Genomic DNA, 14,028 nt, shown 5'->3' with positions numbered 1-14,028 from the left:
GCTTAAGTTATATATGACCTATAGAACTATACATCAAGGCCATATATGTACCAAAACTAGCTATTTAGTTATTGCTTTTAAGAACGGTTAACAGGTAACACTGCTTTATTTTTATGTTTTGTAAATAGTTTTGTTACAAATAAAAAGAACAAGGGAACATAAAATATTGCTAAAAATGTTGCTGTCAACATACCACCAATTACACCAGTACCTACCGCATTTTGGCTAGCGGAACCAGCACCACTATTTAATGCTAGTGGTAATACCCCTAAAATAAAGGCAAACGAAGTCATTAAAATCGGGCGTAGGCGCAGACGACAAGCTTCAAGTGTAGCATCAATCAATGATTTACCCTCTTTTTCCAAGGCATCTTTGGCAAATTCTACAATCAATATAGCATTTTTAGCAGATAACCCCATTGTCGTTAATAGTCCTACAATAAAGTAAATATCGTTATCAAGCCCTCTAAACATAGTTGCAAATACTGTACCTAAAATTCCAAGAGGAATAACGAATAAAATCGAAATCGGTACCGTCCAACTTTCATACAATGCAGCTAATGATAAAAATACAACAATAATCGAAATAATGTAAAGAGTTGTTGTTTGTGAACCTGTTTGACGTTCTTGATAAGAAATATCAGTCCAGTCAAAAGTAAATCCTTTAGGCAAATTTTTCGATAATTCTTCCATTACAGCCATTGCTTGCCCAGAACTCAGGCCTGGAGCAGCTGAACCACTTATCTCCATTGCTGCCACACCATCATAACGAACTAGTGAAGGAGATCCATAAGTTTTTGTCGTAGTAGCAAACGCATCATATGGAACCATTTCACCATTTTTATTTTTAACATGCCAGTAACTAAAATCATCTGGCAACATGCGATAAGGTGCATCTGATTGTAGGTATACTTTTTTAACTCGGTTATTATAAACAAAATCGTCAATATAAGCAGAACCTAAAGCTGTGGACAATACAGTATTTACTGAATTTACCGAAACGCCTAATGCTTGTGCTGCTTCAAAATCAACATTAATTTTGTACTGCGGAACATCTAGCATACTTCCCGGTCTAACTTGTTGCAGTTTAGGATGATGAGAAGCTTGACCCAACATTTGGAAAAATGCACCTACCAAAGCATCATGCCCATAACTAGCCGTATCTTTCAGTACATAAGAAAAACCATTAGCCATACCTAATGCTGGAACAGCTGGTAAGTTGGTAACAATTACCCTTCCCTCGGTTATAGTAGAAGCAAATCCCCAACCGCTAGCGACTAAAGCATTAACTTTTTGATCTGCGCGTTTACGTTGTTCCCAATTTTTTAATCGAACAAAGCCTAACCCCATATTTTGCCCACGACCAACCATACTAAATCCAGCTACAGTAAATATTTCCTCAACTGAATCAGCTTTTTGCTCAGTATAAAATTTTGCCGTTTTATTTAAAACTGACATAGTTTGCTCTAAAGTTGATCCTGGCGGTAGCTCAACCATAACTAAAAGCACACCCTGATCTTCATTAGGTAAAAAACCAGTAGGTAACCGATTAAAGCCAAAGATTAATCCAACTAGAATTAAAGCATAACAAACAAAAGCTATTAATGGATAACGAACAACTTTTATTACACCTTTTTCATAATGGCGTAAACTTTTTTCATAGAACTCGTTAAACCATTTAAAGAATTTTTTTGTGCCAACAGAACACCAACTAAATGGTGGTATAGATTCTAACTTGTCACCTAACGAGTTTCTTTTTAATTTACTTTTAGATGGTGCTTTTAAAATTTGAACACAGAGCGCTGGAGTTAATACAATTGCCATCAACACTGATAATGCCATCGCTGTTACAATGGTAATTGAAAATTGGCGGTAAATTCCACCCGCTGCACCTCCATAAAATGCCATAGGAACGAATACTGCAGATAACACAACTGCAATACCAACCAACGCTGAAGTAATTTGTTCCATCGATTTAACGGTTGCATCATAAGGCGATAAACCTTCATCATGCATAATACGTTCAACGTTCTCAATAACAACTATTGCATCATCTACCAACAAGCCTATGGCAAGCACCATTGCAAACATAGATAATGTATTAATCGTAAACCCACAGATATACAAAACAGCAAAAGTTCCTAGCAATACCACAGGTACGGTAATCGTCGGTATAAGTGTCGAACGGAGATTTTGTAAAAAGACATACATTACAATAACAACTAAAATAATAGCTTCAATCAATGTATGTACTACGTTATTAATTGATAATTTTACAAATGGTGTTGTGTCATACGGATAAGCATAGTGAATATCTTCAGGAAAGATTTTTGATAATTCGGCTAATTTTTTATCTACCTGATCAGAAGTTTCTAATTGGTTAGCTCCTGTTGCCAAATAAATACCAAGACCTGCAGATGCTTTACCATCATAATAAGAAATAAAGTTATAATCAGACGCACCAATTTCAACCGTTGCTATATCTTTTAATAAAAGATTAGAACCATCTGTATTTACACGCACTAAAATATTTTGGAATTGTTCGGGTGTTTTTAAACGTGATTGAGCTGTAATTGTCGCATTGAGTTCTTGTCCATCTGTTGATGGTAAGGCACCTAATTGCCCTGCTGTTACTTGCGCATTTTGTGCTTGAATAGCCGCAATGATTTCTTCAATTGATAAATTAAAATAGGTCAATTTATTTGGATCAAGCCAAATACGCATTGCATATTCAGAGCCAAACAATTGAGTATCACCTACACCCTGTACACGTCTAATCTGATCTTGCACAGTTGAATAAACAAAATCAGCAATATCTGCTTGTGTTTTTTTAGGATTTGTTGAATAAAAACCCACAACCTTTAAAAAATTGGTGTTATTTTTTGCAACAGAAACACCATTTTTTTGCACACTTTCTGGTAGCCTTGATTTAATACTCTCTACTTTATTTAACACTTGTACTTGAGCAAAATCGGGATTAGTTCCAGGAGCAAAGGTTAACGTCGTTTGAACAACACCTTGTGCACTACTGGTTGATTTCATATAAATTAGATTATCCAATCCAGTTAAATTCTGTTCAATCAACTGAGTAACAGTATTTTCGATGGTCTGTGCATCGGCACCTGGGTAAACAGCACTAACAGTTACAGCAGGAGGGGCAATGTCAGGATACTGCTCAACAGCTAGTAGCTTGATACATAAAGCACCTCCTAGCATCATCATGATAGCAATTACCCATGCAAAAACAGGTCTATCAATAAAAAACTTAGCCATAATTCACCTACTCCTGTTTTATTTCACACTGTTTTTTATGATACTGTCTAATTGTTCTTGTGAAAGTGTATTAGGATCTCCGACTTTTTCTACTTTCATAGGTGGAGCATCTTTTTGAGGTTTTTCAACAGAAGTTAAATTAAGTAATCCAGTAATAATAACCTCTTCACCAATGTTAATTCCCTTTGTTACAACCCAATAACCACCAACTCCTGTGTATACTTGAATATCTTGTCGATACTCTACTGTATTATCAGGTTTCAAAATTTTTGCAGTATATTGCCCTAACTTATTGCTGGTAATTCCTTGCTGTGGAACAAGCACTGCATTTTTGATATAGCCTAATGTCAACTGAGGCTTAACAAACATGCCGGGTAAAATTTTCCCTTCACTATTTGTAAATTGTGACCGCAAAGTTACTGTACCCGTTGTTTCATTTACAGTCATATCAGAAAATTTTACACTACCTGGATAAGCGTATTTAGAACCATCATTAAAGTATAATTCGACATTATTACCTTTTACTGGTTCATAAATTACGTTTTCATCCTGAATATATTTATTATAACGGGTAGCCGCTTCTGTCATATCGACATAAATTGGGTCTAGTTGTTGAACTAGTGCAAGTGGTGTCGATTGACCTGCCGACACTAATGCCCCTTCAGTCACACTTGATTTACCTATATACCCATCAATTGGTGAATACACTTTTGTATATTCTAAATTGACTTTAGCTGTATGCTCAGCTGCTTGTGCAACTAATACTGCAGCTTCAGCCTGTTTAGCATCTGCAGCTGCTTTATCGTAATCTTGTTGGCTGATTGATTTAGTATTTAATAATCCAGCGTAACGCTTAAGAGTAAGTTGAGCAATATTTGCATTCGCTTTAGCGCTAGCAACACTTGCTACCGCACTATCATAATTAGCTTGATAAATAGCTGGATCTATTTGATAAAGAGATTGTCCGGCCTTAACATTCGAACTTTCATCAAACTCGCGTTTTAAGACGATACCACCTACTTGAGGCCTAATTTCAGCAATTTGAGATGCAACAACCCTACCTGGTAAACCAATTTTTAATGTGTAATTCAATGGTTCCACTTTAAATACAGTTACCTTCGGTAATTTATTATTACCATTTTTTGAATTGCCATTATCACAACTTGTTAATAAAAGTAGGCTAGCACACGCCACAGGCAAGGCTAATAATAGCTTGTTAAATCTCATATAAATATGACCTCAGTAAACTTAATAATTATTTTAATTTTTAATAATTGATCTTAGTTAAAAGTAATCGGCGATTTTACAAAAAATATGCATAGATTGTAAGTATCTTTACAAGTTAATAGCACAGAGTTCTAAAAAATAGCTAGTTAGATTATGATACTAAAAAAAGTATTGCTAATTAGGATTATTGCTAGAAATAAAGTAATATAGAGTAATTGATTTTTTGTGCTATAAAGTATCTTAAATAAAATGTTATACTACAAATATCAAATATGGTTGCTTTAATGAATATTAATTCATATTGCTAATAAAGAATAAAAAATTTACATTACTGTACTCCGCAATCACTTTTTCAAAAGATGATTGAATAATTTGAGTCTATATTTAATTTAATACAGAGATGGTTATTATGGATAATTTACGTATTGTTCTAGTTGTTGTTGCATCCTTGGTCATTATTGCATTGCTCATCCATGGGTTTTGGATCAATAAAAAAGAACGTTCTTCGCTTTTTAGTTCAAATAAAAAAGGAAAATTTGAAAAAAATACTCAACAATATCAAAACTATTCTATGAATGACATAGAAGAAGATGATGATGTTATCTTACTCAAACCTAAAACAACAAAAAGCAGTGAAACCGTTGAAAACGATGTAATTATTAATGAACTCACAAAAGAGCAAGAAAAAATACCTCAACAAGAAGATTTATTTGTTGATAATGACGACAAACAAGAGATTAATGCTGAAACAACAAAAGAACCAGCTATCAATGTTGAACTTGATCTTTTTGAAGATGAACAACACCCTGATTTAATTCTTACAACGAAAGAAAAACCATCAGATACTAATAATGAAATTAACCATAACGAAGAACCCAAAAAAATAAATATTGACACTGAACAATCCACAACCGAAATTATTGTATTAAATATCACAGGCATTAACGGGAAATTATTACAAGGTGATGTGTTACTCGCTAGCATTATGCAATCTGGTTTTCAGTTCGGTGATATGAGAATTTTTCACCGCCATGTAGATCCTGCGGGTAATGGAGCAATATTATTTAGTTTAGCCAATATGGTGACACCTGGATATTTGGATCCCGATACAATGTATGAATTTACTACACCTGGTGTGTCTATTTTTATGGTTGCGCCTACAGAGGGTAACAATCAACAAAACTTCAAATTAATGTTGCAAACAGCACAACGCATAGCTGACGATGTCAACGGTGTAGTATTAGATGATGAACATCATATGCTAACCCCTCAAAAAATAGACAGTTATAAAGAACGTATTAAAAAGGTCAGTAACGAAATTTAACCGTAGTCTTTTCAGCAAATCTTTTAAAAAATTCCACCAACTTGAATTGGTGGATAAAAATGAATATAACCTATTTATAATATTTTCCCAAACCTTCGTTTTAATAAGAGCATATAATCATGTCGCTACATAATGAAACAAAAAATTCAGTAAATACACCTGAATTGAATAAAGACATAGCGAAGCAATTGACTTCACTACGCAACCTAATTAGACATCATGAATACTGTTATTATGTCCTTGATACACCAGAAATTCCCGATGTTGAATATGATAAATTAATAAAGCAACTACAAACATTAGAACAGCAAAACCCAGATCTTATTACTTCCGACTCACCAACCCAACGAGTTGGTGGTTCCCCATTAGCCCAATTTGCATCCATTAAACATGAAATACCTATGCTATCACTAGATAATGTCTTTGATGATGCTAGCTTTATTGCATTTAACAAACGAGTTAAAGATCGTCTTCATTTAAACGATGCTGAACAGGTTGAATATTGTTGTGAGCTCAAACTTGACGGACTTGCTGTCAGTCTTCTTTATGAAAATGGTCGTTTTTTACAAGCAGCAACACGAGGAGATGGTACAACAGGAGAAGACATAACAGCCAATGTAAAGACTATCAAAACAATTCCACTAGTTCTAAGAGGCGATAACATCCCTTCTAGATTAGAAGTTCGAGGAGAAGTCTTTATGACACATAAAGGCTTCGAAAAACTCAACGCAGATGCAGAAAAGCATAACGAAAGAGTATTTGCCAATCCACGTAATGCAGCCGCTGGTTCATTAAGACAATTAGATCCTAAAATTACAGCAAAAAGACCATTAGCATTTTTTTGTTATGGTGTTGGTATTGTCGAAGGTACCACATTACCTGACACTCATTACGATCGTTTAATGCAATTTAAAGCTTGGGGGTTACCAGTTAGTAATAAAGTACAAAAACGCCAAGGGGTGCAAGCCGCTCTAGATTATTTTAAACTAATTGGTGAACAGCGTATGTCATTAGATTTTGATATCGATGGTGTAGTAATTAAAGTTAATAGTATTGAACTACAAAATCAGCTTGGATTTGTTGCTCGAGCACCAAGATGGGCCACAGCATTTAAATATCCGGCTCAAGAAGAAATTACAAAATTAAATAAAGTAGACTTTCAAGTTGGGCGAACAGGTGCAATTACTCCTGTAGCAAGGCTTGAACCTGTATCAGTTGCTGGCGTTATTGTGAGCAATGCGACATTACATAATAGCGATGAAATAATCCGATTAGGTATCCGTGAGGGTGACTATGTAACAATACGCCGAGCTGGTGACGTTATTCCTAAAATAGTAGCCGTCATAGTAGATAGAAGACCCGCCGACACAAAAGAAATCATCTTCCCGACACACTGCCCTATTTGTGGCTCGCAAATAGTTCGAGACGAAGGTGCAGCGATATCACGCTGTGCTGGAGGTTTGATTTGCCCTGCACAACGAAAAGAAGCCTTAAAGCATTTTGTTTCACGGCGAGCAATGAATGTTGATGGTATGGGCGAAAAAATTATTGAACAACTGGTTGATAAAGAATATGTCAAAACACCTGCAGATTTATATAAACTAAATCTACCAACACTATGTAGTTTAGATAAAATTGGGGAAAAATCTGCCAATAACTTATTAAATGCACTAGAATTATCTAAAAATACTACATTAAGCCGCTTTATATTTGCGCTTGGAATCCCGAATGTTGGTGAAGTTACTGCCGAAAATCTTGTTAACCAACTTGGTAGTTTATCAGCAATTGAGAATGCCTCACTAGAAAAACTACAATCAGTAAACGAAATTGGTGCCGTCATTGCAGAAAGCATTATTGACTTTTTTCAAGAACCACATAATCGCAATGTAATTGAACAACTAACCAGTAATGAAGTAGGCATTCACTGGCAAGATGTCATTCCACAGGTACAAGAGATCGCCATTAACTCACCTTTTTCAGGAAAAACTGTAGTATTAACTGGTACATTGTCGGTTTTAACACGAGATGAAGCCAAAGATAAATTAAAGCAACTAGGAGCCAAAGTAACAGGCAGTGTTTCGAAAAATACTGATCTAGTCATTGCAGGAGAAGCAGCAGGCTCTAAACTTAATAAGGCTCAAGAACTAGGAATAAAAGTTATTGATGAGCAAGAATTAATAAATTTACTTGATCAGTAAATATCAAATCTACTGGTACTTATTAGTAAATTGATTAGAATAACAATTATCAAATAACAAGGAGGACATTATGCCTTTACTAGACAGTTTTAAAGTTGATCACACAAAAATGAAAGCACCCTTTGTGCGAATTGCAAAAACAATGGTGACCCCAAAAGGTGACAGCATTACTGTGTTTGATCTACGCTTTACCATTCCAAATAAAAACAACCTTCCAGAAAAAGGAATTCATACATTAGAACATTTATTTGCTGGTTTTATGCGCGATCATCTTAACAGTGATAAAGTTGAAATAATCGATATTTCACCAATGGGATGTCGTACAGGCTTTTATATGAGCTTAATTGGTAATCCTAATGAGGCATTAGTTGTCGATGCATGGCTAAAATCAATGCATAACGTATTAAATGTTAAATCACAAAATCAGATTCCTGAATTGAATGAGTATCAATGTGGTACCTATAAAATGCACTCATTAGATGAAGCTAAGGGCATTGCTGAACAAATTATAAAATCTGGCATTAGCATATGCCATAATGATGAAATCGCATTAACTGATGAGCAACTTGCCCAAATTAATAATCACTAGGAGGTATCTATGCCTAATGTCGTTATAGACTTTTTAGAAGGTCGCACTGTAGAGCAAAAAAGAGAAATGGCAAAACGGGTAACTAATGCCATCGTTGAAACCCTTAACTGTAAACCAGAAGCAGTACAAATCATAATGCACGAATTATCTAAAGATCAGATTGCTAATGGTGGTGTGCTACGCAGCGATAAAAATTGATTTTAAAGGTGCCAAACAATTGACAATTATCACATAAACCTAAATTAAAATTTTTCTCTTATTATCAAGTAATAAAAACTCAAAATAATATTTTCTATTTTGAGTTTTTATTTAAACATTTTTACTATTTTGGATAAATTCAATTACAAACCAATAAGTTCTCTTAGTTAACTTAAATTTTTAGTGATTGCAATTATAGTGATGCAAATGAAGTAAGTGTCCCATTTTATTTGCTTTTGTTTCTAGATAATGCTCATTGTTTGGATTTCCACCAACTTCCAATGGCACCCGTTGTATAATTTTAATTCCTGATTGTTCAAGCACTCGTATTTTCTCGGGATTGTTGGTTAATAAGCGAATTTGTGATACACCTAATAAAGTTAGCATATCTGCGCATAGAGTGAAATCGCGTTCGTCTGCTGCAAACCCCAATTGCTCATTAGCTTCAACCGTGTCCAAGCCTTGATCTTGTAGCGCATAAGCTCTGATTTTATTCAATAAACCAATATTACGTCCTTCTTGCCGGTGATAAATTAAAATCCCTTTACCCTCCTTTGCAATTTGTTTTAAGGCTGCTTCTAACTGAAAACCACAATCACAGCGTAAGCTAAAAAGCGCATCGCCTGTTAAGCATTCAGAATGAATTCTTGTGAGAACTGGTGTATCGCCAGATATATCACCAAATACTAATGCGGCATGATCCTTTTTTGTTGCAATTTCTTCAAATCCAACAATAATGAAACACCCCCAAGGCGTCGGCAATTTCGCTTGTGCAACACGTTTTAATTGCATTATTATCTCCGTTTTCAATAACGATAAATAAGATTTTATAAAAATAAATTTATCTTCTATGCTAAAATATTAAGCAAAAGCAATTTATACTTAATTGAGTTTATAAATGAGGTTAGTAATAAAAAAAACAATAGTCTTATTGGCTATTTTCTTAGCTGTTCCTTTTACTATTATAGCCATAAATTGGCATTGGCAACCAGCAACCTTAAATAATACATCTAAATGTTTATTTTTAATAACTGAAACAGCAAGTTTTCCTTGGGGAATTATCACCTCAACAATTTTATTCATTGTACTTTGTCTGCTATTACCCCAAAAAACAAAAAAAAGAATCATATTATTATGGTTGCTTCTTGTGAGTGCAATATTAAGTGGGCAAATAATTAAAAGCTTTTTAAAATCACAAACCGCTGAATCACGGCCTTATGTACTTTGGATGGCTCAGGAATATAATATTAGTGATCAACAATTTTATTCGAAATCACGTTCAGAAAGAAAAGAAATTATTCATCAATTATTTAACAATTCATCAACAATCCCCAGTTGGTTATCAAGCCACTGGCAAAATGAAACGGGATATGCTTTTCCTTCTGGGCATACCTTGTTAGCTGTAACTTGGGCACTATTGGCCTTAATATTACTAAAATTTAGACAACATTATATGATAGTATCTTCTATCATTATTTGGTCAATATTAATTGAATTAAGCCGGTTATTATTAGGCATGCATAGTCCTATTGATCTAATAACAAGTATATTAATCGCATGGATAATCTCATTAATTTGCTATTTTTATGCTAGAAAATGGCATATAGTAGACAAATGATTATTAAATATTTTGAGAAAGTGACATTTACAACAAACAATATTATTTTTAGGCAATACAGTTAATAATCTAACTAGCCAAATGCAAAAAGAAATTATAAGAATAGAAGAGTATAATAAACTAAAGAGTTTAACTAAAACAAAAAAAAGAAAGGTCAACATTATGAAATTTGTTATATCAATTTTATTGATAATTATCATCTTTGCCATCTCAATAGCAATAGGTTCGGCTAATGATCAAATAGTAACATTCAATTATTTGGTGGCTAAAACTGAAACCCGCTTATCAGTCTTATTAGCTATTTTATTTGGTTCGGGGTTTATTGTTGGTTGGATATTAACCGGTATTTTCTTTCTAAAATCTAAATTACAGCACTCATCAACAAAACGTAAACTAAATAAATTACAAAAAAAATATGATGAAGGCATGGCTAATAATCAGCAAATAAACACAACTAAAACTAATTAAGAATAGGTTACTATGTTTGAACTGTTATTTTTGTTACTTCCTATTGCCGCCGCATACGGTTGGTATATGGGTGACAGAAATGCAAAACAGAAACATCTAAATCAATCTAATCGGCTATCTCGTGAATATGTTGATGGTTTGAATTTTCTTTTATCAAATCAAAAAGACAAAGCTGTCGATCTTTTCTTAGACATGTTAAAAGAAGATGATGGCACACTTGAGGCCCATTTAACATTGGGCAATTTATTTCGCTCTCGAGGCGAAGTTGATCGTGCTATCCGTATTCATCAAGCGCTATTAGAAAGTTCATCTTTAACATTCGAACAGAGACTATTAGCTATTCAACAACTAGGTCGAGATTACATGGTTGCAGGATTTTACGATCGTGCTGAAGAGACATTTTTACAATTAATTGATGAAGAAGACTTTCAACAGCATGCATTACAGCAACTTATCATCATATATCAATCAACCAGTGAATGGATAAATGCCATCAACATGGCAACTAAATTGGTCAAACTTGGTAATGTAAAATACAAAACCGATATTGCACAATTTTATTGTGAATTGGCGTCAATAGCGATTGATAATGATGATCTCGATAAAGCCAATAGTCTATTACAAAAATCAGCAATGGCAGACACTAAATGTGCTCGTACTTCACTCATGTTGGGGCAAGTTCTTATGGTACAAAACAAAACTGAGCAAGCTATCAAATCTTTTCAGCAAATATTACAGCAGGACAAAGCTTTTATTGGCGAAGCATTACCTGCATTAAAAGAGTGTTACCTAAAGCTAAATAATCAATATGAATTTCAAGAATTTTTACAAATATGTGTCGATCAAGATACAGGTAATGTTGCTGAATTAATGCTTGCTGATGTTATCGAAAAAGAAAAAGGTCTAGACACTGCACAATACTATATGTATCGAGAATTACTGAAACACCCTAATTTAAAAGGTTTTTATCGATTAATGAACTATCATGTTGCTGATGCAGAACAAGGTAAAGCTAAAGAAAGCCTTTTACTTTTACGCAACATGGTTGGCGAACAAATAAAAGCGGTACCCAATTATCGATGCCAAAAATGTGGATTCACAGTTAACTCACTCTACTGGTTATGCCCTGCTTGCCGTTCATGGTCAACAATAAAACCTGTTCGTGATTTTGAACAACATTAAGATAAATAAAGAAGAGATTTTTATGTTTTTAATTGATTCTCACTGTCATTTAGATAGTTTAGACTTTAGTACTAAATCCATCAAAGATGTTTTACAAGAAGCTATCAACAATAGCGTTAAACATTGCCTAAGCGTGGCAACAACACTATCTGGCTATGAATCGATGAAACATAAGCTTACACCTTATCAAACTCAATGCTCTTTCTCATGTGGGATTCATCCACTTAATCTTGATGACGAAACCTACGATGCTGAACGCTTTCAAACCTTAGCACAAGAAGATAATGTCATTGCCCTTGGTGAAACAGGACTTGATTATTACTACCAACAAGACAACTTAGAACTACAACAAACTATATTTAAAGAACATATCCGATTAGGGCGAAAGCTAAGCAAACCCATTATTGTCCATACACGTAATGCTAAAGAAGACACTTTAAGAATTTTAAAAGAAGAGCATGTCCACTCTGGTGTTTTGCACTGTTTTACAGAAGATATCGAAACAGCAAAACAACTATTGGATCTTGGTTTTTATATTTCCTTTTCAGGGATTATCACCTTTAAAAATGCCGAGGCCTTACGCGAAGTTGCTAAATATGTTCCACTTGATCGTATTTTGGTCGAAACTGACTCACCTTATCTTGCCCCCGTGCCATATCGAGGTAAAGAAAACCAACCAGCGTATGTTCGTGTAGTTGCGCAATATTTATCTGCTTTAAAAGGTGTTTCTTTAGAGGATATAGCCCAAAAAACCACCCATAATTTTTGCCAGTTATTCAATCTTCAAGGAAAATTAAATGAATTATAAATTAACTATTGATTGGGATGATTTTTTAACAAACTATTGGCAAAAAAAACCGGTAATCTTACGCAAAGCATTTGTTAATTTTATCGATCCCATAACACCAGACGAATTAGCTGGTTTAGCGATGGAAGAAGAAATTGATAGCCGAATTGTTTCTAATAAAGATGGTGTTTGGGATGCTAAATTCGGACCATTTACTCAATACGATAACTTAGGTGAAGATCATTGGAGTTTGCTAGTACAAGCCGTTGACCATTGGCATGAACAAGCAGCGACCTTACTTAAGCCGTTTAAATGCCTTCCACAATGGCAATTTGATGATCTAATGATTTCTTACGCAACCCAAGGCGCTGGAGTTGGACCTCATATTGATAATTATGATGTATTTATTATTCAAGGCATGGGTAGCAGGCGTTGGCAAGTAGGCAATGGCGATCCAAATTATAAACAATTTAATGCACACAAAGCATTATTACATGTCGAAGAATATCAACCAATCATTGACGAAGAGCTCACCACAGGCGACATTCTATACATTCCAACAGGTTGTCCGCATAATGGTATATCCATTGGAGAATCATTAAGTTATTCCGTTGGCTTTATGACACAAACATCACAACAACTATTAAGTAGCTTTGCTGATTATGTCATTGATAACCTACCAATTAGTGTTTTTTATCAAGATCCAGATTTAAAGCTACCTAATGATCCTCATCGCATTCAACCTTATGAACTAACAAAAGTACAAAATCAAATTATCGACCTAATCAAAACACCTACATTATTTAACGATTGGTTTGGCAAATACATTACTCTACCAATGCACGATCTAAATATTGTACAAGTTGAACCACCATACAATTATGAAGAATTTGAATTATTACTAAAAGCTGGAGCAGAACTAAACCGTGTACTAAGCATTCGAATTTTTAAAGTAGGCAATTTTGGCTATATTCATGGTGAAAAAATTGACTTACCAATGCCTATCATTGATCTACTTTGTGAAACTGAAACACTTAATTACGAACAGTTGCAGGATAAAAACACACTTAAAGTCATGCTTGATCTTGTCAACAAAGGTTATTGGCACTTTGCTGAAGATTAAATAAATCAACTGCCGATAACAAAATCGGCAGATAAAACGATT

12 protein-coding genes are annotated in these 14,028 nt (G+C 34.3%); 9 read left to right on the top strand and 3 right to left on the bottom strand.

What is annotated here, in order from left to right; translation table 11 throughout:
- Positions 1–77 precede the first annotated feature (77 nt).
- Both ACGH6S_RS02080 and ACGH6S_RS02075 read right to left on the bottom strand, forming a co-directional pair.
- On the bottom strand, positions 78–3,272 hold the full coding sequence (locus tag ACGH6S_RS02080) for an efflux RND transporter permease subunit (protein WP_174799442.1): 3,195 nt from the start codon (positions 3,270–3,272) through the stop codon (positions 78–80).
- An 18-nt stretch (positions 3,273–3,290) separates the two neighbouring features.
- Positions 3,291–4,499 carry an efflux RND transporter periplasmic adaptor subunit gene (locus ACGH6S_RS02075; RefSeq protein ID WP_065589297.1) on the bottom strand — a complete coding sequence of 403 codons (1,209 nt, stop codon included), beginning with the start codon at positions 4,497–4,499 and terminating at the stop codon, positions 3,291–3,293.
- A 409-nt stretch (positions 4,500–4,908) separates the two neighbouring features.
- On the opposite strand from ACGH6S_RS02075, the gene zipA reads away from it, so the two are divergent.
- From zipA to ACGH6S_RS02055, 4 genes are all read left to right on the top strand, one after another.
- Positions 4,909–5,823 (top strand): cell division protein ZipA, encoded by a 915-nt coding sequence (gene zipA / locus ACGH6S_RS02070; RefSeq protein WP_174799441.1) that lies wholly within the window; start codon positions 4,909–4,911, stop codon positions 5,821–5,823.
- Positions 5,824–5,942: 119 nt separating this feature from the next.
- Positions 5,943–8,021 carry an NAD-dependent DNA ligase LigA gene (gene ligA, locus ACGH6S_RS02065; RefSeq protein WP_174799440.1) on the top strand — a complete coding sequence of 693 codons (2,079 nt, stop codon included), beginning with the start codon at positions 5,943–5,945 and terminating at the stop codon, positions 8,019–8,021.
- A 70-nt stretch (positions 8,022–8,091) separates the two neighbouring features.
- Positions 8,092–8,610 (top strand): S-ribosylhomocysteine lyase, encoded by a 519-nt coding sequence (luxS, locus tag ACGH6S_RS02060; protein WP_174799439.1) that lies wholly within the window; start codon positions 8,092–8,094, stop codon positions 8,608–8,610.
- 9 nt (positions 8,611–8,619) lie between these two features.
- The gene (locus tag ACGH6S_RS02055; RefSeq protein WP_085165713.1) at positions 8,620–8,808 is read left to right on the top strand and encodes a 2-hydroxymuconate tautomerase; all 189 of its coding nucleotides are present in this window, start codon (positions 8,620–8,622) and stop codon (positions 8,806–8,808) included.
- A gap of 180 nt (positions 8,809–8,988) precedes the next feature.
- On the opposite strand, the gene ribA is transcribed toward ACGH6S_RS02055, so the two are convergent.
- The gene (ribA, locus tag ACGH6S_RS02050) at positions 8,989–9,600 is read right to left on the bottom strand and encodes a GTP cyclohydrolase II (RefSeq protein WP_034914165.1); all 612 of its coding nucleotides are present in this window, start codon (positions 9,598–9,600) and stop codon (positions 8,989–8,991) included.
- A 106-nt stretch (positions 9,601–9,706) separates the two neighbouring features.
- On the opposite strand from ribA, the gene ACGH6S_RS02045 reads away from it, so the two are divergent.
- The 5 genes from ACGH6S_RS02045 to ACGH6S_RS02025 all read left to right on the top strand — a co-directional run bounded on the left by ACGH6S_RS02045 (position 9,707) and on the right by ACGH6S_RS02025 (position 13,986).
- Positions 9,707–10,426, top strand: a complete 720-nt coding sequence (locus ACGH6S_RS02045; protein ID WP_296300926.1) for a phosphatase PAP2 family protein — start codon at positions 9,707–9,709, stop codon at positions 10,424–10,426.
- Positions 10,427–10,588: 162 nt separating this feature from the next.
- A complete protein-coding gene (locus ACGH6S_RS02040; protein ID WP_034914045.1) occupies positions 10,589–10,894 on the top strand; it encodes a LapA family protein in 306 nt (101 codons plus the stop codon).
- 12 nt (positions 10,895–10,906) lie between these two features.
- Positions 10,907–12,076 (top strand): lipopolysaccharide assembly protein LapB, encoded by a 1,170-nt coding sequence (lapB, locus tag ACGH6S_RS02035; RefSeq protein WP_085165716.1) that lies wholly within the window; start codon positions 10,907–10,909, stop codon positions 12,074–12,076.
- 22 nt (positions 12,077–12,098) lie between these two features.
- Positions 12,099–12,884, top strand: coding sequence for a YchF/TatD family DNA exonuclease (locus tag ACGH6S_RS02030; RefSeq protein ID WP_085165718.1), 786 nt, complete (start codon positions 12,099–12,101; stop codon positions 12,882–12,884).
- Positions 12,874–13,986: a JmjC domain-containing protein gene (locus tag ACGH6S_RS02025; protein ID WP_411578621.1), complete on the top strand. Its 1,113-nt coding sequence runs from the start codon at positions 12,874–12,876 to the stop codon at positions 13,984–13,986. Before ACGH6S_RS02030 ends, ACGH6S_RS02025 begins: the two co-directional genes overlap by 11 nt.
- The last annotated feature ends 42 nt before the right edge of the window (positions 13,987–14,028 follow it).

This window comes from Gilliamella sp. BG3 (assembly GCF_046635605.1).
In the GTDB taxonomy this organism is placed as follows: Bacteria; Pseudomonadota; Gammaproteobacteria; order Enterobacterales; family Orbaceae; genus Gilliamella; species Gilliamella bombi.
The sequence above is the reverse complement of the archived record's forward strand: the minus strand, read 5'-3'. Positions and strand labels throughout refer to the sequence as shown.